The sequence below is a fragment of the Burkholderia sp. 22PA0106 genome (assembly GCF_047497155.1).
In the GTDB taxonomy this organism is placed as follows: domain Bacteria; phylum Pseudomonadota; class Gammaproteobacteria; order Burkholderiales; family Burkholderiaceae; genus Burkholderia.
Map to the genome: position 1 here is coordinate 2799576 of NZ_CP163163.1, position 22271 is coordinate 2821846.

Annotated in this window: 17 protein-coding genes and 1 tRNA gene; 5 read left to right on the forward strand and 13 right to left on the reverse strand. The window is 67.8% G+C overall.

Annotation, left to right across the window (positions count from 1 at the left end; translation table 11 throughout):
- Positions 1-390: 390 nt before the first annotated feature.
- Entirely contained in the window at positions 391-855 is a 465-nt protein-coding gene (locus AB4850_RS27285; RefSeq protein ID WP_414442562.1) for a rhodanese-like domain-containing protein, read from the forward strand.
- Between the two features lie 130 nt (positions 856-985).
- Here the strand turns inward: AB4850_RS27285 and AB4850_RS27290 are convergent, their stop codons facing one another.
- The 5 genes from AB4850_RS27290 to hrpA form a co-directional block, all read right to left on the reverse strand.
- Complete coding sequence (locus AB4850_RS27290; RefSeq protein WP_414442563.1) at positions 986-1798, reverse strand: competence/damage-inducible protein A; 813 nt, start codon at positions 1796-1798, stop codon at positions 986-988.
- Complete coding sequence (locus tag AB4850_RS27295) at positions 1795-2625, reverse strand: EI24 domain-containing protein (RefSeq protein ID WP_414442564.1); 831 nt, start codon at positions 2623-2625, stop codon at positions 1795-1797. The genes AB4850_RS27290 and AB4850_RS27295 overlap by 4 nt, the downstream gene beginning before the upstream one ends.
- Before the next feature lie 141 nt (positions 2626-2766).
- Entirely contained in the window at positions 2767-3762 is a 996-nt protein-coding gene (locus AB4850_RS27300) for a sterol desaturase family protein (RefSeq protein WP_414442565.1), read from the reverse strand.
- A 16-nt stretch (positions 3763-3778) separates the two neighbouring features.
- Complete coding sequence (locus tag AB4850_RS27305; protein WP_414442566.1) at positions 3779-4774, reverse strand: YncE family protein; 996 nt, start codon at positions 4772-4774, stop codon at positions 3779-3781.
- A gap of 100 nt (positions 4775-4874) precedes the next feature.
- A complete protein-coding gene (gene hrpA, locus AB4850_RS27310; protein ID WP_414442567.1) occupies positions 4875-9236 on the reverse strand; it encodes an ATP-dependent RNA helicase HrpA in 4362 nt (1453 codons plus the stop codon).
- 23 nt (positions 9237-9259) lie between these two features.
- Here hrpA and argA point away from each other — a divergent pair, with 23 nt between their 5' ends.
- The 3 genes from argA to AB4850_RS27325 all read left to right on the forward strand — a co-directional run bounded on the left by argA (position 9260) and on the right by AB4850_RS27325 (position 11224).
- A complete protein-coding gene (argA, locus tag AB4850_RS27315; protein WP_414442568.1) occupies positions 9260-10627 on the forward strand; it encodes an amino-acid N-acetyltransferase in 1368 nt (455 codons plus the stop codon).
- A 48-nt stretch (positions 10628-10675) separates the two neighbouring features.
- A complete protein-coding gene (locus tag AB4850_RS27320; RefSeq protein WP_414442569.1) occupies positions 10676-10951 on the forward strand; it encodes an oxidative damage protection protein in 276 nt (91 codons plus the stop codon).
- 198 nt (positions 10952-11149) lie between these two features.
- Positions 11150-11224 (forward strand) — tRNA-Val (locus AB4850_RS27325).
- Positions 11225-11336: 112 nt separating this feature from the next.
- On the opposite strand, the gene AB4850_RS27330 is transcribed toward AB4850_RS27325, so the two are convergent.
- The 4 genes from AB4850_RS27330 to AB4850_RS27345 all read right to left on the reverse strand — a co-directional run bounded on the left by AB4850_RS27330 (position 11337) and on the right by AB4850_RS27345 (position 15712).
- Positions 11337-11831: a DUF2846 domain-containing protein gene (locus AB4850_RS27330; protein ID WP_414442570.1), complete on the reverse strand. Its 495-nt coding sequence runs from the start codon at positions 11829-11831 to the stop codon at positions 11337-11339.
- 239 nt (positions 11832-12070) lie between these two features.
- Positions 12071-13504 carry an aspartate aminotransferase family protein gene (locus AB4850_RS27335; RefSeq protein ID WP_414442571.1) on the reverse strand — a complete coding sequence of 478 codons (1434 nt, stop codon included), beginning with the start codon at positions 13502-13504 and terminating at the stop codon, positions 12071-12073.
- Between the two features lie 42 nt (positions 13505-13546).
- Positions 13547-14881, reverse strand: coding sequence for a glutamine synthetase family protein (locus AB4850_RS27340; RefSeq protein ID WP_414442572.1), 1335 nt, complete (start codon positions 14879-14881; stop codon positions 13547-13549).
- Positions 14882-14911: 30 nt separating this feature from the next.
- Positions 14912-15712, reverse strand: coding sequence for a gamma-glutamyl-gamma-aminobutyrate hydrolase family protein (locus AB4850_RS27345; protein ID WP_414442573.1), 801 nt, complete (start codon positions 15710-15712; stop codon positions 14912-14914).
- A gap of 910 nt (positions 15713-16622) precedes the next feature.
- Between AB4850_RS27345 and AB4850_RS27350 the strand changes: the two genes are divergently transcribed.
- A complete protein-coding gene (locus AB4850_RS27350) occupies positions 16623-18107 on the forward strand; it encodes an aldehyde dehydrogenase (protein ID WP_414442574.1) in 1485 nt (494 codons plus the stop codon).
- Positions 18108-18162: 55 nt separating this feature from the next.
- Here AB4850_RS27350 and hutG read toward each other — a convergent pair whose 3' ends face one another.
- The 4 genes from hutG to AB4850_RS27370 are packed head-to-tail and all read right to left on the reverse strand — an operon-like array spanning position 18163 to position 22271.
- On the reverse strand, positions 18163-18966 hold the full coding sequence (gene hutG, locus AB4850_RS27355; protein ID WP_414442575.1) for an N-formylglutamate deformylase: 804 nt from the start codon (positions 18964-18966) through the stop codon (positions 18163-18165).
- A gap of 35 nt (positions 18967-19001) precedes the next feature.
- Positions 19002-20378 carry a formimidoylglutamate deiminase gene (locus tag AB4850_RS27360; RefSeq protein WP_414442576.1) on the reverse strand — a complete coding sequence of 459 codons (1377 nt, stop codon included), beginning with the start codon at positions 20376-20378 and terminating at the stop codon, positions 19002-19004.
- Entirely contained in the window at positions 20375-21631 is a 1257-nt protein-coding gene (gene hutI, locus AB4850_RS27365) for an imidazolonepropionase (protein ID WP_414442577.1), read from the reverse strand. Before hutI ends, AB4850_RS27360 begins: the two co-directional genes overlap by 4 nt.
- Positions 21632-21635: 4 nt before the next feature.
- A complete protein-coding gene (locus AB4850_RS27370) occupies positions 21636-22271 on the reverse strand; it encodes a HutD family protein (RefSeq protein ID WP_414442578.1) in 636 nt (211 codons plus the stop codon).

The window sequence follows — 22271 nt, forward strand, 5'->3', positions numbered from 1 at the left end:
GGACTGGGACCGCCTCCGTTAAGCGGATGAGGCCGGCTTCCGTACTTGAGCGCTGCGACGGGCCGACTTGACCGATGCTTATAAAGCAGCTTCCATGCCACCCATGCGCCAGTTCGGCGCGAAGGGCCACAACCCGCGCCGGGACAGGGCCGTCCCGCGCGCTTTCGGGGCTTTGCCTGCCCGGCGCGGCGCATGACACGCACCAAATATAGGCAAAAATCCCAAAATTGCACTAACTCGATGCAAATTTATTTCGACAGGAAAAATCGGCACCAACTCGGTGCCGATACGCGCTGCCGTCAAGCATGCCGTCGGCGCCTCGGCGGCCCGCACGTGCGCGGTGCCCGGCGCGCTAGAATGGCTATTTGATCCGGAGGAGACCTCCCTGCCATGACCACGCTCGACCAGCTCTACGCGCAAGCCGACGCGCGCCGCACCGAAGGCAAGCTTCAGTACGCCGGGGCATTGTCGCCGGCCGAAAGCTTCGAACTGCTGCAGCTCGATCCGGCCGCGCGGCTCGTCGACGTGCGCACGCGCGCCGAGCTCGACTGGATCGGCCGCCCGCTCGTCGGCGACGGCCAGTACGTGCATATCGAATGGACGCGCTACCCGGGCGGCGTGCCGAACCCCGATTTCATCGCGCAACTGAAGGACGTGGCCGACGTCGGCACGCCGGTGCTGCTGCTGTGCCGCAGCGCGGCGCGCTCGAAGCTGGCGGCGGTCGCCGCCACGCAGGCGGGCCTGACCCGCGCGTTCGACATTCTGGAAGGCTTCGAGGGGGCGAAGGACGGGCAGGGGCATCGGAAGACGGTCGAAGGCTGGTGCTATCGCAAGCTGCCCTGGATCGGCGCTTGAGCGTCGCTGTCTATCGTCCTGCCGGGCGATGACACCGGGATGACGGGCCGCGCGATGCGGCCCGTTTCGTTTTGCGTGTGCAAGTTCGAAACGCAACGACGATGCGGCCCCGGCCGGGGCCGCTGGCGCGTCAGTGCGCCGCGTCGGGCTCGACGATGTCGCCGCCGAGATGATGAACGCCCTCGCGCAGCTTGACGAACGCGGCGGCCACCGCCTCCGGCTCGCCCTTCACGCCCAGATCGATATGGCGGCGCGCATACACGCCGCCGCGCTCGGCATCGCCCACGCTCGGCAGGCTGAACACGCGCACGCCCGGGAAATCGCGCTCGATCTGCTCCATCAGCGGCGTCAGCGTGGATTCCGGCAATTCGAACACCAGCACCGAACGCTCGGCGAACGGCGTCGCGTGGTGCAGGTGCGCGTACTTCGTATCGAGCACCCATTCCATCATCGGCCAGGCCATGACCGGGAAACCGGGCACGAAGTGCACGTCGCCGTACGAAAAACCCGGAATCTTGTTGTAGCCGTTCGGGATGATGCTGGCGCCGCGCGGGAACGTGCCCATCTCGAAGCGATGGCGGTTCTCGGGCGAATCGAGATCGACCGGCTTGGCGGTATCGGTGTGCGTATCGCGAATCCGCTCCGAGATCAGCACTTTCGCCTCGGGATGCAGCTCGAGCGGCACGCCGAGCGCGGCGGCCGCGCACTGGCGGGTGTGGTCGTCCGGCGTCGCGCCGATGCCGCCCGTCGAGAACACGATGTCGCCGGCCGCGAACGCGCGCGCGAGCGTGGCCGTGATCCGCTCGCGCGAATCGCCGACGTATTCGGCCCAGTCGAGCGCGAGCCCGCGCGCGCCGAGCAGTTCGATCAGCTTCGAGAGATGTTTGTCCTGGCGGCGGCCGGAGAGGATTTCGTCGCCGATGATGATGATGCCGATGCTCATGCTTGCCTCGTCAGTGCGTGTGACTGCGCGGCGGCGGCCGCGCGCTGATCCTGCAGCGCGTGCAGGCAATAGAAACCGAACCACAGGGCCGAGAAGACGAGGATGAACGCGTAGACCCAGATCATCGCCGCCGCGATGAACGGGAACAGCACCATCGTCCAGATCGACGATACCCAAACGAAGGTCGGCACCGTGCCGAGCAGGCCGCTCGCGATGCCGATGCCGAGCAGCGGCCAGCGATGCCGGCGCATCAGCGCGCGCCGCTCGTCCGCGCCCGCGTGCAGCGCGAGCGCGTCGTAGCTCATGACGCGATAGGTCAGCCAGCCCCAGATCAGCGGCGGCAGCAGCGCGAAGAACGGCGGGATCAGCCAGAGCGGCAGCGTCACGACCAGCACCACGATGCTGACCAGCGCCGTCCAGACGGCATTGACCGCGCTGCCGTACCAGGTGCCGCCGCGCTTCTGTTCGAGCTGGGCGAACCGGCGCCGCGACAGGTGGCCGATCACCACCGGCATCGAGATGCCGGCGATCAGCAGCAGCACCGTCAGCACGATCAGCGGAATCGCGGCCGACACCACCACGAACGGCGCCACCACCGCATGCAGTTGCGGCACGCCGATCGACGAGAAGAAGCGGTAGAGCCAGGAGGTCAGCATGAAGCCGTCGAGCGCGACGCGCGCGAGACCCACCAGCGGCTGCCAGGCGAACCAAAGCACGAGGCCCCAGCCGAGCGCGGCGACGATGAATGGCAGGAACGTGAGCCAGAGCATCCGCGGGTGCAGCGCGCTTGCGAATGCCCGGCCGAAGGAGCGCAGCAGATCGGTCATGCGGGCGGGTACGTGGAGAAATGGGGTAAGGCGGCCCCAAGCATAAACCACTGCGCGCCTCGGCGCCAAAACCGCATGCGCGCGGCGATCGCCCGCCGGCTATCCGCCGCCCACGCTGGCCGGCGGGCGGGGGCAGCGCTGTCAGGCCGTTTCGGCCGACGACACCCGCGGCTTGCGCTGCACGACGCGTTTCACGATTCGCACCATCGCGAGCCAGTGTTGCGACCAGAAGCCTTCGCCGTACGACACGCCCTGGTACTGCTCGCGGATGCCGGTCGGCTCGGGCGTCTTGTTCCAGGAGGCGGTGCGGAACAGCATGTCCCACCACGGGAACAGCACGCCGAAATTGCAGCCGTAGGCCGTGCCCTCATGGCCGTAACCGACCGCATGATGGCGGCGATGGAACGTCGGGCTGACGAGCAGGCGCTCGCCGAGCCAGCCGAACGGCAGGCGCGCGTTCGTATGCTGAACGCTCTGGATGAAATTCGACAGGGCCGTCAGCACCACGAACTGCGACGGCGGCACGCCGATCACGAGCGCGATCGCGGCGAAGAAGCAGCCCTGGATCAGATCGTCGAGCAGGTGATTGCGGTCGTCGGTCCACAGCGACATCTGGCGCTGGCTGTGATGCACGGCGTGCAGTTCCCACCAGACGCCGAACCGGTGCTGCCAGCGGTGATACCAGTAGCCGGCGAAATCGATCACGACCAGGTAGATCACGAACGCGACCAGCGGCTGCGACGTCACGCCCGGCCACAGCGCGTCGAGGTTGTAGTTCGCGACGCCCTTCATGCGCAGCCACGACTGGAACTGGTCGAAGAACGGCTGCATCACGAAGAAGAAGAACAGCGTGAAGATGCCGAGCTTGGCGATCAGCGTGTAGAGCACGTCGACGCGCGTCTCGCGGCGGTGCTGCCACGATTCGGCGGGACGCAGCGCCTCCAGCGGGCGCAGCAGCACGAACATCACCACGACCTGCAGCGCGCCGATGATGACCCAGTACAGCGCGTCGTAGGTGTCCTCGTCGTAATCCATCAGGTCGAACTTGAACAGCGTCGGCTGCACGATATCGACGTACAGCCAGGTCTGCAGGTTCGACACGAACGTGTCGAGCATCGTGGCGATCGCGTGATACATCTGCGCTCCCGCGCCGTCAGGCGCCGTTCGGCGCCGTCACCGGCGCACGGTCGAAGAAATAGATGCCGTGCGGCGAGCGGCCGACCGGAATCGTCTGGATCAGGCGGCGGCTCGCCAGGTCGATCACGCCGACCTTCTTGGCGAAGCGGAACGTGACCCACAGGGTCTTGCGGTCGGCCGACAGTTCCATGTCGTCCGGCCCGGGCAGCAGGCCCGAGATTTCGCCGACGTTGGTCAGCGTGTTCTCGTCGATGATGCTGATGGTGTTCGCGACCCGATTCGTGACGGCCACGTGGGTGCCGTCGTCAAGCGAGCGGAAGTTGTGCGCGCCCTTGCCGGTGGGGATGGTCTTGACGACCTTCTGGTTGCGCCAGTCGACCACCGCCACGTAATCGGCGCCGGTCATGCCGATCAGCACGTACTTGTTGCCGGGCGTCATCCACAGGCCGGCCGGCACCTTGCCGACCTTCATCTTCCATTTGACGGTTTGCGTCGGCAGGTCGATGGCCGCCAGTTCGCCCGACACCTGCAGCGACACCAGCACGGTGCGGGCGTCCGGGAACGCCAGGTGGCTCGGCATCACCTGCAGCGGCACGCGCTTGGCGAGGTGCACGTCATGGCCGTCGTAGCTGTAGATATCGACGCGATCGAGCCGCAGCCCGGCCGCCACGAACCATTTGCGGTCGGGCGAGAAGCCGAGCTGGTAGGGATCGTCGATGCCTTCGACCGTGCGTTGCAGCGCACCGGTGCGCGGGTCGAGGAACATCAGGCTGTTCGAGACCGAATTGGCGACGATCAGCGACGAATTGTCGGGCGTCGCCATCAAGTGATGCGGCTCCTTGCCGGTCGGCATCGTGCCGACCACCTGGTGCGTGTTCTGATCGATCAGCGACAGCGTTGCCTCGGCCGAATTCAGCACGATGACGTTATTGGCGAACGCGGCGGGCGCCGCGGCGACAGTCAGTGCGCCGAACATCAGGGCGGCCCGACCGAGGGACAGGAAATTGCGCATGGAGACTCACGTCGAGAAACAACCGTCATTGTAGAACGTTCGAACGGGCCGCCGGTTGACCGGAAGCCCGTTCGTTTTTCCGCGCCCCTCGCCGGCTTCGTCAGCGTTGCAGCGATTCCCAGACCTTGTGCAGGCGCTTCACCGAGACCGGCATCGGCGTGCGGAGTTCCTGCGCGAACAGCGAAATGCGCAGTTCCTCGAGCAGCCAGCGGAACTCGATCAGCCGCGCATCGGCCGCGCCGCCGCGCTGCGACAGCGCCCGCTGATGGTGCTGCGAAAGCGGCGCGAACTCCGCCAGTTGGCGCGCATCGCGTGTCGCGTCGGCCTTCAGCTTGTCGATGCGCAGCGCGATGCCCTTCAGGTAGCGCGGAAAATGCGCGAGCTGCGGATACGGCGTGTCGATCACGAAGCGCTTGCCGACCAGCGCGCCGAGCTGCGACACCATATCGGCGTGGGCAGCCGCGAACGGCTTGGCCTGCGCGAGCTTCTTGCCGAGCGAGGCGTACTCGGCCAGGATTCCGCCCACCAGCCGCGCGATCTCCTGCGCGAGCAGGTTCAGGCGGCTGCGCCCCTCGTCGCGGCGCGCATGGAAGCTGGCGTCGTCGTCGGGCAGCGGGTCCTGCAGGCAGGCGCGGTCGAGCGCGGTGTCGATCAACTGGTCGCGCAGTTCGTCCTGGGTGCCGAGCGTCATGTATTGCATCGCCATCTCGCGCAGCCCCGGCAGGTTCTTCTCCAGGAAGCGGATCGGCTCCTTCAGTTGCAGCGCGAACAGGCGGCGCAGCCCGGCGCGGTGGATGCGCGCCGCTTCCTCGGGCGAATCGAACACCTCGACGTCGCAATGCGCACCGCGGTCGACCAGCGCCGGGTAGCCATACAGCGTCTGGCCGCGCCGGCGGATTTCGAGCAATTCGGGCAGCTTGCCGAAATTCCAGGTGGTCAGGTTTTCGTACAGCGCGGTGGCAGTGCCGCCCTCGCCCGCCGCCGGCGCTCCGCCTGCCGCCGTGCGCGGCGGCGCGGTCCGGCCGGCCGCATTCGTCGCGCCGCCGCCCGGTGCCGCGCCGCGCGGGACGCCCGGCTGCTGCACCGGTTCGTCCTCGCCGGCGGCCGTCAGCGTGGCCGCCGCCGCGATCTTCTGGAAATGCTGTTGCGCCTGCATGCCCAGTTCGCCGCGCAACTGCGCGAGATTGCGGCCCATGCCGAGCTGGCGGCCGTGCTCGTCGATCACCTTGAAATTCATGAACAGGTGCGCCGGCAACGTTTCGAGCTTGAAATCCGAGGATTTCATGGCGATCTGCGTCTGGTGGCGGATGTCGGCGATCAATAGCTCGACCAGCGCGCCCGCGCCGAAGCGCTCGGCGCCCGAACGCTCGACGAAGCCGGCCGCGAACTCGGGCAGCGGCACGCAATGGCGGCGCAGCTTCTGCGGCAGCGACTTCAGCAGCAGTTGCACCTTCTCCTTCAGCATGCCCGGCACCAGCCATTCGGCGCGGCGCGCGTCGACCTGGTTCAACGCGTAGAGCGGCACCTGCAAGGTCACGCCGTCGCGCGGCGAGCCCGGCTCGAAGTGGTAGGACAGCCCCATCTCCACGCCGGCCATGGTCAGGCGCTTCGGGAACAGCTCGGTCGTGACGCCGGCCGCCTCGTGGCGCATCAGGTCGTCGCGCGACAGATACAACAGGCGCAGCTTGTCTTCGGGCTGGCCGCTTTTCTTCAGTTCGTCGCGATACCAGCGCTCGAACGACGCGCCGGTGTGAATGCCTTCCGGCACGGCCTGATCGTAGAAGCCGAAGATCAGCTCGTCGTCCACCAGCACGTCCTGCCGGCGCGACTTGTGTTCGAGCTGCTCGATATCGGCCAGCAGCTTGCGGTTGTGCGCGAAGAACGCGAGCCGCGTATCGAATTCGCCCTCCACCAGCGCGCCGCGGATGAACAGCTCGCGCGCACGCTTCGGGTCCTGCTTGCCGAATGCCACGCGGCGCCGGTTGTAAATCGTCAGGCCGTACAGCACGCCGCGCTCGAACGCCGACACCTGGGCAGGCTTCTTCTCCCAGTGCGGTTCGGACAGCGAGGTTTTCAGCAAGTGCGAGCCGACTTTCTCGACCCACTCGGGTTCGATCTTCGCCAGCCCGCGCGCATAGAGCCGGCTCGTTTCCACCAGTTCGGCGGCCATCACCCAGCGCCCGGCCTTCTTGACCAGCGCCGAGCCGGGCCACAGATGGAACTTGATGCCGCGCGCGCCGAGGTAATGCGGCTCGTCGTCGGCCTTCATGCCGATATTGCCGAGCAGGCCCGTCAGCAGCGACAAATGCACCTGCTCGAAGGTCGCCTCGGTTTCGTTGAGGCGCCAGCCGAGCTCGCGCACCACCGTCAGCAGTTGCGAATGAACGTCGCGCCATTCGCGCAGCCGCAGGTGCGACAGGAAATTGGCGCGGCAGGCGTCCACCAGTTGACGGTTCGACTTCTTGTGCGCCACCGCCTCCTCGAACCAGGCCCAGATGCGCGGCCACTGGAGGAATTCGGAGCGTTCGTCGGCGAACTTGCGGTGCGCCTGGTCGGCCTGCTCCTGCGCCTCGATCGGCCGGTCGCGCGGGTCCTGCACCGACAACGCGCTGGCGATGATCAGCACCTCGCGCAGCGCCTGCTGGTCGCGCGCGGCCAGGATCATGCGGCCCACGCGCGGGTCGAGCGGCAGGCGCGCCAGCTCGCGGCCGAGCGGCGTCAGCGCGTTGTCGTCGTCCACCGCGCCCAGTTCGTTGAGCAACTGATAGCCGTCGGCGATCGCGCGGCCCGGCGGCGGTTCGATGAACGGAAACGATTCGATCGAGCTGAGGTGCAGCGACTTCATCCGCAAGATCACGGCGGCCAGCGACGAGCGCAGGATTTCCGGATCGGTGAAGCGCGCGCGGCCCGTGTAGTCGCTTTCCTCGTAGAGGCGGATGCAGACGCCGTCGGCCACCCGGCCGCAACGGCCGGCGCGCTGGTTGGCGGCGGCCTGCGAGATCGATTCCACCTGCAACTGCTCGACCTTGTTGCGATACGAATAGCGCTTGACGCGCGCCAGCCCCGTATCGACCACGTAGCGAATGCCCGGCACCGTCAGCGAGGTTTCGGCCACGTTGGTGGCCAGCACGATGCGGCGCGCGTTCGAACCCTTGAACACGCGCTCCTGGTCGGCCGCCGACAGCCGCGCGAACAGCGGCAGGATTTCCGTATGCGGCGGATGGTGCTTGCGCAGCGCCTCGGCCGCGTCGCGAATCTCGCGCTCGCCGGGAAGGAACACCAGCACGTCGCCGGGGCCTTCGCGGCACAGCTCGTCCACCGCATCGACGATGCCGTCCATCAGGTCGCGCTCGGCCTCGCGCGCGGTTTTCTGGCGCTCGCGCCCGCTCGACGCGCCTTCGGCGTTGCGCACGGCCGCCGAGCGATCGTCGGCGATCGGGCGGTAACGCATTTCGACCGGGTACAGCCGGCCGCTGACCTCGATCACCGGCGCCGGCTTCGTCTCGCTGCCGAAGTGGCGCGCGAAACGATCGGCGTCGATGGTGGCCGACGTCACGATCAGCTTCAGGTCGGGGCGCTTCGGCAGCACCTGCCGCAAGTAGCCGAGCAGGAAATCGATGTTGAGGCTGCGTTCGTGCGCCTCGTCGATGATCAGCGTGTCGTAGGCGCGCAGCAGCGGATCGGTCTGGGTTTCGGCCAGCAGGATGCCGTCCGTCATCAGCTTGACCGAGGCCCCGGGTGCCAGGTTGTCGGTAAAACGTACCTTGTAGCCGACCACCTCGCCGAACGGCGTGCCCAGTTCCTCGGCAATCCGGCGGCCGGTGGACGACGCGGCCAGCCGGCGCGGCTGGGTATGGCCGATCAGCCCCTTGCCACCCGCGCCCAGGCCGCGGCCCAGTTCCAGGCAAATCTTCGGCAACTGGGTGGTCTTGCCCGAGCCGGTTTCGCCGCAGACGATCACCACCTGGTTCTCGGCAATCGCGCGCGCGATCTCCTCGCGCTTGCCCGAGACGGGCAGGCTTTCGGGGAACGTGATCGGCGGGACCGGATTCGGCGTCACGGGCGGCCGAGGAGCGCGGGGCTCGCGGGGCGGGCGTGATTGCGGACGTGCTTCGACACGGGAATCGGGACGCGACTCGGCTCGGGCATCGGCGCGCGATTCGCCGGCCTGACGCGGCTGACCGGCCTCGCGCGGCGGCCGTGGCGGCTTGCCCTCGCGGCTTTCGCGGCCCTCGCGGCCATTGCCGGATTCCCGGCGCGGGTTGCCCTCGCGGCGCTCGCCGCCTTCGCGGGGCGGCCGCTCGGCGCGCGGGCTGTGGGCTGGTTGCGACACCTGGCCGGACGGGGAAGAAACGGAGGACGGCGCGGCTTGCGGGCGCCGCTCCGGGCGCGATGCCTGCGGCGCGTCGCCGGCCGGCGCATCGGTACGATTCGGTGCGGAGCTTTTGGGTACATTCGACATGGGGGCGCATTATAATCCCGCCCATGAATTCCCAAACCGACCTCCCCGCCGCCTCGGCGCCGTCGTCCGTCGACGCGACCGCGATCAGCCACGCCCAGTTCGTCGACTGGATGCGCTCCGTCGCTCCCTATATTCACAAGTTCCGCAACAGCACCTTCGTCATCGGTTTCGGCGGCGAAGTGGTGCAGCAAGGCTTGCTGAACGCGCTGGTTGCCGACATCGCGCTGCTGCAGGCGATGGGCATCCAGATCGTGCTGGTGCACGGCTCGCGGCCCCAGCTCGAGGAGCAGTTGAGCCTGCACGGCGTCGAATCCGAGTTTTCGCACGGCCTGCGCATCACCGATGCGCGCGCGCTCGAATCCTCGAAGGAAGCAGCCGGCGAAGTCCGTCTCGACATCGAGGCTGCGGTCAGCCAGGGCTTGCCGAACTCGCCGATGGCGCACGCGCACATCAGCGTCGTGTCGGGCAACTTCGTCACGGCGCGGCCGGTCGGGGTCGTCGACGGCGTTGACTTCCAGCACACGGGCGTGGTCCGCAAGATCGACGCCGAGTCGATCCGCCACTCGCTGGCAAGCCGCAAGCTGGTGCTGCTCTCGCCCCTCGGCTTCTCGCCCACCGGCGAAGCGTTCAACCTGTCGATGGAAGACGTCGCCTCGGCCGCCGCGATCGCGCTGCGCGCCGACAAGCTGATCTTCCTGACCGAGGAACTCGGCGTGATGGACGCCGAGAACGAGCTGATCCGCGAAATGTCGCTCGACGCGGCTGCGGACCTGCTCGATTCGGGCAACGTGCAGGGCGACGAGGCGTTCTACCTGAAACACGCAATCCGTGGCTGCCGGGGCGGCGTGGCGCGGGCCCACCTGCTGCCGTATTCGCTCGACGGCAGCGTGCTGCTCGAACTGTTCCTGCACGACGGCGTGGGCACCATGATCTCGTACGAGAACCTGGAAAGCCTGCGCGAAGCCACGCCGGACGATGTCGGCGGCATCCTGACGCTGATCGAGCCGCTCGAAAGCGACGGCACGCTGGTGCGCCGCGGCCGCCACCAGATCGAGCGCGACATCGATCACTTCTCGGTGATCGAGCACGATGGCGTGCTGTTCGGCTGCGCCGCGCTTTATCCGTATACCCAGGAGAAGATCGGCGAAATGGCCTGCCTGACCGTCGCGCCCGAAGCGCAAGGCTCGGGCGACGGCGAGCGCCTGCTCAAGCGCGTCGAGCAACGCGCACGCGCACGCGGCCTGACGCGGATCTTCGTGCTGACCACGCGCACCGAACACTGGTTTCTGAAGCGCGGCTTCGTCAAGGTCAGCGTGGAAGACCTGCCCGAAGACCGCCGCAAACTTTATAACTGGCAGCGCAAGTCGCTCGTGCTGATGAAGCAGCTCTGAGCGGCGCAACGCGCGCCACCTCCCCGTCGATCACAGGAGAAGTCAACGATGACCCGTATGGTTCAATGCGCCAAACTCGGCACGGAAGCCGAAGGCCTCGATTTTCCGCCGCTGCCGGGCGAACTCGGCAAGCGCATCTATGAAAGCATCTCGAAGGAAGCCTGGCAGGGCTGGCTCAAGCAGCAGACGATGCTGATCAACGAGAACCGCCTGAACATGGCCGACCCGCGTGCGCGCCAGTATCTGATCAAGCAGACCGAAAAGTATTTCTTCGGCGAAGGCGCCGATCAGGCAACCGGTTTCGTGCCGCCGACGCAGGGCTGACGGCGTTTTCCGGCGTCGGTTCGCGTCCCCTCGCAGCCGCTGCGACAAGGATGTGAAATAACGCTGGAAAAAAGTGAACGATCCCGTTAGAATCACGCCTCGATTCGCGCTACGGCACGGATCGCATCCCGCCGGATGGAATGAGACGAAAAAAGGCTTGACGAAGTAACCGAGCCCCGTCATAATTCAAGGCTCTTTGGGCGGTTAGCTCAGCGGTAGAGCACTGCCTTCACACGGCAGGGGTCACTGGTTCGATCCCAGTACCGCCCACCAAAGAATTCAGGCGGCAACGCCTAGGAAAAAACGGCTTGAATCTCGCGATTCAGGCCGTTTTTATTTGCACGTCCGGTTTGCCACGCAGTTCGCGTAATACGCGCGCCCTCGCCTATTGCGCCTTGCCGCCCGCACCGGGCCGATTCCCCACGTAGTGCAGCATGGTCAACGCCTCGCGCGCCCTGGCCGGCTCGCGTTCGAGCGACGGCGTCAGCGGCCCCGCGATCAGCGCGAACGGCACCTGCAAGCGCACGTACCGGGTGTCGCCCTGCGGGAGATCGACCGTCAACGGTTTGTCAGGTGCGCTCGACGTGGTGATCACGTACTGGCCGGCCGGTGCATCGAGGTAAAAGAAGCCGCCGTTCGGCACCTCGCCCACCAGTTGATCGTTGATCCGCACCTTGTCGCCGCTCACGCCGCCGAGCCGCGCCTCGGGACGGAAGAACACGATGCGCCCCTGCCCGGCTGCGGCCGCCGGCACCGACGCCCACATGTCGCGATACACCGGCTTCTGCGGCCCCGACGACGCACATCCCGTCATCGCCAGCGTTGCCGCCAGCACCGCCGCTACCGTCACCGCACAGCTCGTCCGCCCGTTCCACTTCATCGCAACGCCTCCGATCGTGTCCGCTGTCCGCGGCCTGTTCTCCACCGTGCTTCGATGCGGCGAGGCCGGCACTTGCGCCGGCCTCGTTCAAGCAGCATAGACGATCCGTCTCGGCCTTGCGACAGCCGTCGCCGCGATGCGACGCATCCTTGACAATACGAAACAATCACACGGTGTCCTGTCACGATCGTGCGACGTTTCGGCAACGAGCGGCGGGCAGCGGCGACGCTCGATCACGGTCACGCCATGCCGATCTGCTTCGCGGTAGAGGCGATCGCCTGCGCGGCCTTGTCGACGATCTCGTCGACATCCTGCCGGCTCACCACCAGCGGCGGCGACAGCAGCATGCGGTCGCCGGTCGCGCGCATGATCAGGTTGCCGTTGAAGCAATAGTCCCGGCAGATCGTGCCGACCTCACCACCGTTGGCGAAGCGCCGGCGTGCGGTGCGATCCTGCGCAAGCTGGATGCCGGCCACCAGCCCCGCACCGGCGATCTCCCCGACGATCGGGCTGCCCGCCAGCGCGTCGCGCAGGCGCTGCTGGAAATACGGCCCGATCTCGCGCTTGACGCGCTCGACCACGCCGCCGTCGCGCAGCACCTTGAGGTTCGCCACGGCCACCGCCGCCGCAACCGGGTGCCCCGAGTAGGTCATGCCGTGGTTGAACTCGCCGTGCGCGATCAGCGCATCGGCGATCCGGTCCGACAGCGCCACCGCGCCCATCGGCACATAGCCGCTCGTCAGTCCCTTGGCCAGCGTCATCAGGTCCGGCTCGAAGCCGAAATGCTGATGCGCGAACCACTCGCCGGTGCGGCCGAAGCCGCCGATCACCTCGTCGGCCACCAGCAGCACGTCGTATTTGCGGCAGATCCGCTCGATCTCGGGCCAGTAGGTCGAGGCCGGGAAGATCACCCCGCCCGCCCCCTGGAACGGCTCGCCGATGAACGCGGCCACGTTGTCGGCACCGAGTTCGAGGATCTTCGCTTCGAGCTGGCGCGCGCGCTCCAGCGCGAACGCCTCGGGCGTCTGCCCGTCGGCCGCCTCGCCGAAGAAATACGGCTGATCGATATGGACGATGTGCTCGACCTTCGACGGCATCTGCTCGTGCATGTAATCCATGCCGCCGAGCGTGCCGCCCGCGATCGTCGAGCCGTGATAACCGTTGCGCCGCGAGATCACGTATTTCTTGCCGGGCTGGCGCTGCGTGAGCCAGTACTGATGCACGATGCGCAACACCGTGTCGTTGCCCTCCGAACCGCTGTTGCAATAGAAGAAACGATTGAACGCGGGCGGCGCAATATCGGCCAGCAGCGCCGACAGCTCGATCACGGGCGGATGGGTGGTCTTGAAGAACGTGTTGTAGAACGGCAATTCGCGCAACTGGCGCGCGCCGGCCTCGATGAGTTCCTCGCGGCCGTAGCCCACGTTCACGCACCACAGGCCGGCCATGCCGTCGACGATGCGGTTTCCGTCGGAATCCTGAAGATGCACGCCGTGCGCGCCGACGATCACGCGGCTGCCGGCGGCGTTCAGCGCCCCCATGTCGGAAAACGGATGCAGATGGTGAGCCGCGTCGAGCGCGCGGTATTCGGCGGTGGAGCGCGCGGCGGCCTTGGCCGGGGCCGAGGCTTGCACGGTCTGGACATAGGCGGATTCGCCGATGCGTTGGGTCATGATGGGTCCTCCGTGTGGCGGCGCCGCAGCGCCGCGATGGCGTTAGACATGCAACAGCAGATGGCGGCGTTCCCACGAACTGATCACGCGGAAATACGCCTCGTATTCGGTTTCCTTCAGCGCCAGATAGGCCTTCACGAACTTCTCGCCGAGGATGTCGGCCAGCGGCGTGGACGCGGCCATCAGCGTGAGTCCTTCCTCCAGGTTGCGCGGCAACTGATACGGCAGGTTGTAGCCGTCGGCCGCGAGCGGCGCGGTGGGGTTCAACTGTTGCGTCATGCCGAGATAGCCGGCCGCGAGCGTGCCGGCCAGCGCGAGATACGGGTTGCAGTCCACGCCCGGAATCCGGTTCTCGATGCGGCGCGCGGCCGGCCCCGCGTGCGGAATGCGAAAACCCACGGTGCGGTTGTCGTAGCCCCACTGCACGTTGATCGGCGCGGCCATGAACCGCGACAGCCGGCGGTACGAATTGATGTACGGCGCAAAGATCGGCATCAGCGCCGGCGTGTACTTCTGCAGCCCGGCCAGGTAGTGGCGAAACAGGTCGGTCGATTCGCCCTGCGCGTCGACGAACAGGTTGCGCCCGCTGTCGACGTCGACCAGGCTCTGGTGAATATGCATCGCCGAGCCCGGCTCGTTCTCCATCGGCTTGGCCATGAACGTCGCGTACATGTTGTGGCGCAGCGCCGCCTCGCGCACGGTGCGCTTGAACAGGAACACCTGATCGGCCAGCGACAGCGCGTCACCGTGCTGGAAGTTGATCTCCATCTGCGCCGCGCCCACTTCGTGGATCAGCGTGTCGATGTCCAGGCCCTGCAGGTCGCAGTATTCGTAGATGTCCTCGAACAGCGGATCGAACTCGTTGACGGCCTCGATCGAATACGACTGGCGGCCCGTTTCGGCACGCCCGGTGCGGCCGATCGGCGGGCGCAGCGGCAGGTCCGGGTCCTTGTTCATCTCGACCAGATAGAACTCCAGCTCGGGCGCCACCACCGGCCGCCAGCCCTTGGCGCGATAGAGATCGAGCACGCGGCGCAGCACGTAGCGCGGCGAGATCGCCACCGGCGTGCCGTCGAAGTGGACGCAATCGTGAATCACCTGCGCGGTCGGATCCGACGCCCACGGAATCAGGCAAATCGTGGAGGCGTCGGGCACGCACACCATGTCGGGGTCGGTCACGCCGGTCAGCGAGCCGTCGTCGGGATAGTCGCCGGTGACCGTCTGCACCATCACGGCCTGCGGCAGCCGCATCGATTCGCCGGTTTCGAACTTGTTGCGCGGAATGATCTTGCCGCGCGCGATGCCGGCCATATCGGGAATGATCGCCTCGACTTCGGTGATCCGGTGCTGCTTCATGAAATCATCAAGGTCTTGCATGGGAGCCTCGTTGAATGGGCATCGGCGCACTCAGGTGCGCACCGATGCCCGGGCGGCCTGAGCGGCCGCGGTGCGCCTTCGGGCGCGACATGCCTCGCCGAAGGCTGCAAAAATCGCCTGCGAAAGCGGATGCTTCGCGTACTGCCATTCCGGGTGCCACTGCACGCCGAGCACGAAGCCGGGCGCGTCGCGCACGCCGATCGCCTCGATCAGCCCGTCGGGCGCCACCGCTTCGATCACCAGGCCGTCGCCCAGCCGGTCGATGCCTTGCGCATGCAAGGAATTGACCTGCGCCTCGGTCGCGCCGCCAGCGATACGTGCCAGCAGGCCGCCCGGCACGATGTGGATCGCATGGGCGGGGCCGTATTGCGCATCGAGCGGCGCGGCCTTGTCCTCGCGGTGATCGAAGCGGCCCGGCACCTCATGCACGCGCGCGTGCAGCGTGCCGCCGAACGCCACGTTCAGCTCCTGCAGGCCGCGGCAGAGCGCGAGCACCGGCACGCCGGCCTCGATCGCCGCGCGGATCAGCGGCAAGGTGGTGGCGTCGCGCGCGGCGTCGTGCAGCGTGCCGGGCGTGCTGGCGGGGCCGGCGTAGCGCTGCGGTTCGACGTTCGAATAGCTGCCGGTCAGCAGCAGGCCGTCGATCGTGTCGAGCAGATCGTCGATTGATTGACGGGCGCCGAGCGCGGGCAATACCAGCGCAAGCGCGCCCGCGCCATCGACGACCGCATCGATATATTTCTCGCCGACCGAATGCGACGGATGCGGGCCGGCCATCACGCGATCGGCACTGACGGCCACCAGCGGCTTGCCGGGTCGGGATGGAATCATGGGGCCTCCGGTTCGGGGGCAGGAACGAGCGCGAGCGGGCGCAACGCCGCACCGGCCTCACGTGAGTCGCGCTTCGCTGCTTGGGGTACGAACGCCGTACGCGCAGTCCGCAACGCTCGGCGGCAACGCGTGGCCGCACAGGGCGATGCGACGGCTGGCGCAGGCACTGCGCACGCCCGCCTCGCCATGCCACAGCACGGCCACGCGGAAGCCGCAACGCCGCCGCGGCTCGCGACGGTCGGCACCCACCCCGGCGCAAGCGGATCGCCGCAGCAAGACGGCAAGGAACACAGCGGAAAGAAACCGGGCGCGAAGGCGCTAGGGCAACAAGGAAGCGACGTGATACGGCCGCAGCGCGCTATGCGCACGAACCGCGCCGACATTGAAGCGGCGCACGCAGCGTCGCGACAGGACGCCGAAGCTAGGCAGGTTTGGGCTGACGCGGTACTCGCCGTAGCCCGGCTCGGGTGACGACGCCGCATGCGGCGAGGCCGCAACGCAACATCGATCCCGTCTGACCAGGGGGCCAAGGACTCTCACGATCACACTCGACTGACTGTTGGACGGAATGAACGCGCCGAGCCCCACGGGAGATGAATTCGCACGAGCGCTCGACACGCCGGCTGGCCGTCGGCGACGATCGTGACACTGCGCGCGCATCGGCAACCTCGCGCAGGCCGGCCAACGGGCGAAACCCGGGCCGGTACGATCGACATGACGGCTTGCTGTCGATCAGCTTAACGGATTCCGGCAAGCCGTCAATCCAGGTTTCAAAAATCGCCAGCGCGCGAACGGCGCTTGAAACCCGCGCACCCGATCTGCTACAAATCATCACCCGCCCCTGTACTTGCGCAACCCGGGCGCCGGCCAAAACGCCGATCCGCGCCCGCTCATGCACGAGGATATGCCGATGAACACGACGCTCGCCGACTGGCAGAAGCTTGCCGCCTCGCTGTCGATCGAAGGCCGCGCCTTCATCGACGGCGCCTATCGCACCACCGCCCACCGCCATTTCGACTGCGTGAGCCCGATCGACGGCCGCGTGCTGGCCACCGTCACCGAGAGCGGCCCCGAGGAAGTCGACGCCGCCGTTGCGGCGGCGCGTCGCGCGTTCGACGGCGGCGGCTGGGCCACGCTCGCGCCGCGCGAGCGGCGCGCGATCCTGCTGCGTTTCGCGGCGGCGCTGCGCGCGCACCAGGACGAACTGGCCGTGCTCGAAACGCTCGACGCCGGCAAGCCGATCGCCGACACCACCTCGGTCGACATCCCCGGCGCGGCCTATTGCGTCGAATGGTTCGCCGAGGCGATCGACAAGATCGGCGGCGAGGTGGCGCCCGTCGACCCGAAGCTGGTCGGCCTCGTCACGCGCGAACCGGTGGGCGTGGTGGCAGCAGTCGTGCCGTGGAATTTCCCGCTGCTGATGGCGGCCTGGAAGTTCGCGCCGGCGCTCGCGGCCGGCAACAGCGTGGTGCTCAAACCTTCGGAAAAATCGCCGCTGACGGCGATCCGCGTCGCCCAGCTCGCGTTCGAGGCCGGCATTCCGGCTGGCGTGTTCAACGTACTGCCGGGCGGCGGCGAAGCCGGCAAGCTGCTGGCGCTGCACGGCGGCGTGGATTGCGTGACGTTCACCGGCTCGACCGCGGTCGGCAAGCAGATCATGCAATACGCGGGGCAATCGAACCTGAAACGGGTCTGGCTCGAACTGGGTGGCAAGTCGCCGAACATCGTGCTGCCCGATTGCCCCGATCTCGATCGCGCGGCGGCCGCTGCGGCCGGCGCGATCTTCTACAACATGGGCGAGATGTGCAGTGCCGGCTCGCGCCTGCTCGTGCATCGCGACATACGCGAGCGCTTCGTCGAAAAACTGCTCGATGCCGCCAAGGCTTATCGCCCCGGCAATCCGCTCGATCCGGCCACCTCGATGGGCGCGATCATCGATGCCGTCCAGCTCGAACGCGTGCTCGGCTATATCGAAACCGGTCGCGCGGAAGCCACGCTGCTGGCGGGCGGAACGCGCGTGAACGACGCGTCGGGCGGCCTCTACGTCGAGCCGACCGTGTTCGAAACCGATGCCGCCACGCGCATCGCGCGCGAGGAAATCTTCGGGCCGGTGCTTTCGGTGATCGTGTTCGACACGATCGACGAAGCGGTGCGCATCGCCAACGACAGCGACTACGGGCTGGCAGCCGCCGTGTGGACCAGCGATCTGGCCACCGCGCACGAGGTATCGCGCCGCCTGCGCGCGGGCACCGTGTGGGTCAACTGCTACGAGGAAGGCGGCGACATGAACTTTCCGTTCGGTGGCTACCGGCAATCGGGCAACGGCCGCGACAAGTCGCTGCACGCGCTCGAGAAGTACACCGAACTGAAATCGACGCTGATCCGCCTGCGATGAAAAACGGGCGGCATCGCGCCGCCCGTTGTCGTCCATCCTCTCCCGCGCCCGGCGTTCACCGATACGCGAGCGCCGTCTTCACGAGCGTTTCGAGCAACGGCGCGACGACCTCGGCCTTGCGCTCGTCGTAGGCATACGGGCGGGCCTCGTCCATGTAGGTGATCTGCGACAGTTCGAGCTGCACGGCATCGATATTCGCCTCGGGCGCGCCGTACTGACGCGTGATGTAACCGCCCTTGAAACGCCCGTTCGCCACCGCCGTAAACGCACCCTGCCGCGTGACGACCTCGGCCAGCGCTTCGCCGAGGCCCGGCGCGGCGCTCGCGCCGTTGGCCGTGCCGAAGTTGAAATCGGGCAACCGGCCGTCGAAGAAGCGCGGCACATGCGAGCGGATCGAATGCGCTTCCCACAACAGCGCGCGGCCATGCACGGCCACCAGCCGCGCCAGTTCGTCCTTCAGCGCCGCGTGATACGGCAGCCAGTAACGATCGCGACGCCGCAGGATCTCGGCCTCGTCGGGCTGGCCGCCGTCCGGATACAGCGCTTCCTTGTCGAAGGTATCGACCGGCACGAGGCCCGTGGTGTCCTGCCCCGGATACAGGTTCGCGTTGTCGGGCGGCCGGTTCAGGTCGACCACGTAGCGCGCATGCGACGGCGCCAGCACCGAGCCGCCGAGCGCGCGCGCGAAGCCGTACAGCCGTTCGAGATGCCAGTCGCAATCGTCGACGTGCCGCGCGACCGGCATCATGGTGCGCACGATGTCGTCGGGCAGATAGGTGCCCGCATGCGGAATCGAGACGAGCAGCGGCAGGCTGCCCGGATGCAGCGTGAAAACGGCGGGGGGGGTCACGGCGTTCATCGGTTGGGAATCCTTGTCGAAGGGGGCGACGGGTTTCAGCGCAGCAGTTCGGCGAGTGCGCGGCGGTAGCCGGCATAGGCCTGCGCCTCGTCGCGATGGCGGCGCGCCTCGACCACCCGCTCGCCGCCGGTGTAGACATCGAGCACCGGCGTGTCGCCATGCTCGGCAAACACCGCGCCGGACAGCCAGCTTTCGCTGCCGCGCTCCATCAGCGACGGGTGATCGGGGTCGAGCACGATCCAGTCGGCGCGCTTGCCGACGGCCAGCGCGCCGATCGCGCGGCCGGCCGCCTGCGCGCCGCCGTCGAGCGTGGCCGCGAACAGGCGGTCGGCCACTTGCGGCTGCGCGGCGCTGGCCAGCACGTTGCGCTCGCGGCGCACGAGCCGCTGGCCGTATTCGAGCAGACGCAACTCGGCGCGCCAGTCCACGCTCGCGTGGCTGTCCGAGCCGATGCCGATCACACCGCCCTGCGCCAGATAATCGACGGCCGGGAACACGCCGTCGCCGAGATTCGCCTCGGTGGTCAGGCACAGGCCCGCCACCGCGCCGCTCGCCGCGAGCGCGGCCGTCTCGGCCTCGTCGACATGCGTCGCATGCACGAGGCACCAGCGACGATCCACCGCGAAACGATCGAGCAGCCATTGCACCGGGCGCATGCCGGTGGTGCGCACGCAGTCGTCCACCTCGGCGGTTTGCTCGGCGATATGGATATGCACCGGCGCATCGGCCGGCAGCCCCGCCAGCAGCGCGCGCAGGCCGTCTTCCGACACGGCGCGCAACGAATGCGGCGCAATGCCGTAGCGCAGGCCGCCATGTTCGGGCACGCCCGCGCGCAACGCATCGAGCAGGCCGAGCAATTGATCGGTGCTGTTGATGAAGCGGCGCTGGTCGTCGCGCGGCGGCTTCTCGCCGAAGCCGCTGTAGCGGTAGGCGACCGGCAGCATCGTGATGCCGATGCCGGCCTCGCGCGCCGCGTCCACCACGCGCCGCGCCAGTTCCTCCTGACGCGGATAGCGCGCGCCATCCGGCATGTGGTGGACGTAGTGGAATTCGCAGACCGACGTGTAACCGCACTTCAGCATCTCGACATAGAGCCAGCGCGCGATCGCGCCGAGCGCATCGGGCGTGAGCTTCAGCGCGAAGCGGTACATCAGGTCGCGCCAGCTCCAGAAGCTGTCGGACGGATTGGCGCGGTATTCGGTCAGGCCCGCCATCGCGCGCTGAAACGCATGCGAATGCAGGTTCGGCATGCCGGGCGCGAGCGGCCCGCGTGCGCGTGCGACCCCGCGCGGGCATTCGGCGCCCACCTGCACCTCGGTCAGCGTGCCGTGCTCGTCCCAGCTCAGCAGCACGTCGCGCTGCCAGCCATCGGGCAGGAACGCATGCTCGGCAAACAGCATCGCCTGATTCATCGTGTCGGATTCCCTTCGTTGATGGCGAGCGCCTGCGGCGCGCGCCGGAACACGGTGGCGCCGCGCTTGACCACGCGCTCGCACAGCGGACGGCCGAACCAGTAGGCCAGTTCGGCCAGCGTCGTCACCGGCCAGACCGCGAAATCGGCCGCGCGGCCCGCCGCGAGCAGGCCGTGCCGGCCGCTTTGGCCGAGCGCCGCCGCCGCATGGCGCGTCACGCCGAGCAGCACCTCGGGCACCGTCATGCGGAACAGCGTGCAACCCATGTTCATGGTCAGCAGCAGGGAGGTCAGCGGCGAGGTGCCGGGGTTGTGATCGGTGGCGATCGCGATCGGCACGCCATGCCGGCGCAACAGGTCGAGCGGCGGCAGCTGCGTTTCGCGGATGAAGTAGTACGCACCGGGCAGCAGCACGGCCACGGTGCCTGCCGTCTTCATCGCCTCGATGCCGGCCTCGTCGAGATATTCGAGGTGATCGGCCGACAGCGCGCGGTAACGCGCGGCCAGCGCCGTGCCACCCGCATTCGACAACTGCTCGGCGTGGATCTTCACCGGCAGCCCATGCCGCATCGCGGCCTCGAACACGCGCTCGCTTTGCGCCAGCGAAAACCCGATCCGCTCGCAGAACACGTCGACCGCATCGACCAGCCCCTCGCCCGCCAGCGCAGGCAGCATGGTGTTGCAGACGAGATCGATGTAGTCGTCGGCGCGGCCCGCGTATTCGGGCGGCAGCGCGTGCGCGCCGAGAAACGTGGTGTAGACGTCCACCGGAAACCGTTCGCCGAGCCGACGCGCGACGCGCAGCATCTTGCGCTCGCTGTCGAGGTCAAGGCCGTAGCCCGACTTGATCTCGATCGCGGTGACGCCTTCGGCCAGCAACGGTGCGAGGCGCGCGGCGGCCTGCGAGAACAGCGTGGCCTCGTCGGCCTCGCGCGTCGCGCGCACGGTCGAAACGATGCCGCCACCGCGCCGCGCCACTTCCTCGTAGCTCGCGCCGGCCAGCCGCAGCGCGAATTCGTCGGCACGCTGGCCGCCGTAGACGAGATGCGTATGGCAATCGACGAGGCCCGGCGTCACCCACGCGCCGCCGAGGCTTTCGCGCGGCCAGCCGGCATGGGCGGCAGGCAGGTCGGCGCGCGGGCCAAGCCAGGCGATCGTGCCGTCGTGATCAACGGCGATCGCCGCATCGAGGGTCGCGTCTTCGGGGTCGCCCGACGCGCAGAGATTGAGGTCAAGCCAGACAGTCGCGGTCATGGTGTCATGCAGCCAAGTCGGCCGCCTTCGGGAACAGTTCGATACAAAGCAGCGCGCCGTCGCCGCGCATCGTGCAGCGCACGGATGCGCTCGCGGCAATGGCATCGGCCTGGAGGTCGCAATCGATACGCACGGTGTCGAGCGCGCCCAGCCGGTGCTCGGCACCGCCGTCGATCGCAACGGCCGGCGTGCCATGCGCGCAGAACAGCAGCACGCACGGTGCGCGCGATTCGAGCGACGCGCCGTCGGTCATCACCGACACGCGGCCCGTCACGGCGCTGCGGCGCGTCATCAGGTTGAAATCGCGCGTGGGGCCGTCGGTCAGCTCGGCCGACAGCGCCAGTTCGCCATCGAACGCGTAACGATCGAGCGGCTCGGCCAGCAGCGTGCGCGGGCCACCCTCGGCGGCCAGCGTCATGCCCGCGCCCGACAGCAGCACCAACGTGCGATCGATGCCGGGAAAGCGCGAAAACGGGCCGGGCTGCGCGACGTCGGCGACGCTGACGCGCCACGCGAACGCATCGAGCGATGCGCCCGGCGGCTCGGCCGCGATCTCGCGCGTCACGCCGCCGCCGTTCTTCCACGGCGACGCAACGAGCGCGTCGGCCCGGATCAGCGCAACACGGGGCTCGGTTCGCAT

Coding starts and splice junctions, on each gene's coding strand:
- AB4850_RS27300 (WP_414442565.1), bottom strand. CDS start 3,762: ATGTATCACGCGATCGCCACGATGCTCGACACGTTCGTGTCGAACCTG.
- AB4850_RS27330 (WP_414442570.1), bottom strand. CDS start 11,831: ATGAAGTGGAACGGGCGGACGAGCTGTGCGGTGACGGTAGCGGCGGTG.
- hutG (WP_414442575.1), bottom strand. CDS start 18,966: ATGAACGCCGTGACCCCCCCCGCCGTTTTCACGCTGCATCCGGGCAGC.
- argA (WP_414442568.1), top strand. CDS start 9,260: ATGAATTCCCAAACCGACCTCCCCGCCGCCTCGGCGCCGTCGTCCGTC.
- hutI (WP_414442577.1), bottom strand. CDS start 21,631: ATGACCGCGACTGTCTGGCTTGACCTCAATCTCTGCGCGTCGGGCGAC.
- AB4850_RS27290 (WP_414442563.1), bottom strand. CDS start 1,798: ATGAGCATCGGCATCATCATCATCGGCGACGAAATCCTCTCCGGCCGC.
- AB4850_RS27360 (WP_414442576.1), bottom strand. CDS start 20,378: ATGAATCAGGCGATGCTGTTTGCCGAGCATGCGTTCCTGCCCGATGGC.
- AB4850_RS27285 (WP_414442562.1), top strand. CDS start 391: ATGACCACGCTCGACCAGCTCTACGCGCAAGCCGACGCGCGCCGCACC.
- AB4850_RS27305 (WP_414442566.1), bottom strand. CDS start 4,774: ATGCGCAATTTCCTGTCCCTCGGTCGGGCCGCCCTGATGTTCGGCGCA.
- AB4850_RS27350 (WP_414442574.1), top strand. CDS start 16,623: ATGAACACGACGCTCGCCGACTGGCAGAAGCTTGCCGCCTCGCTGTCG.
- AB4850_RS27320 (WP_414442569.1), top strand. CDS start 10,676: ATGACCCGTATGGTTCAATGCGCCAAACTCGGCACGGAAGCCGAAGGC.
- AB4850_RS27370 (WP_414442578.1), bottom strand. CDS start 22,271: ATGCGAACCGAGCCCCGTGTTGCGCTGATCCGGGCCGACGCGCTCGTT.
- AB4850_RS27335 (WP_414442571.1), bottom strand. CDS start 13,504: ATGACCCAACGCATCGGCGAATCCGCCTATGTCCAGACCGTGCAAGCC.
- hrpA (WP_414442567.1), bottom strand. CDS start 9,236: ATGTCGAATGTACCCAAAAGCTCCGCACCGAATCGTACCGATGCGCCG.
- AB4850_RS27345 (WP_414442573.1), bottom strand. CDS start 15,712: ATGATTCCATCCCGACCCGGCAAGCCGCTGGTGGCCGTCAGTGCCGAT.
- AB4850_RS27340 (WP_414442572.1), bottom strand. CDS start 14,881: ATGCAAGACCTTGATGATTTCATGAAGCAGCACCGGATCACCGAAGTC.
- AB4850_RS27295 (WP_414442564.1), bottom strand. CDS start 2,625: ATGACCGATCTGCTGCGCTCCTTCGGCCGGGCATTCGCAAGCGCGCTG.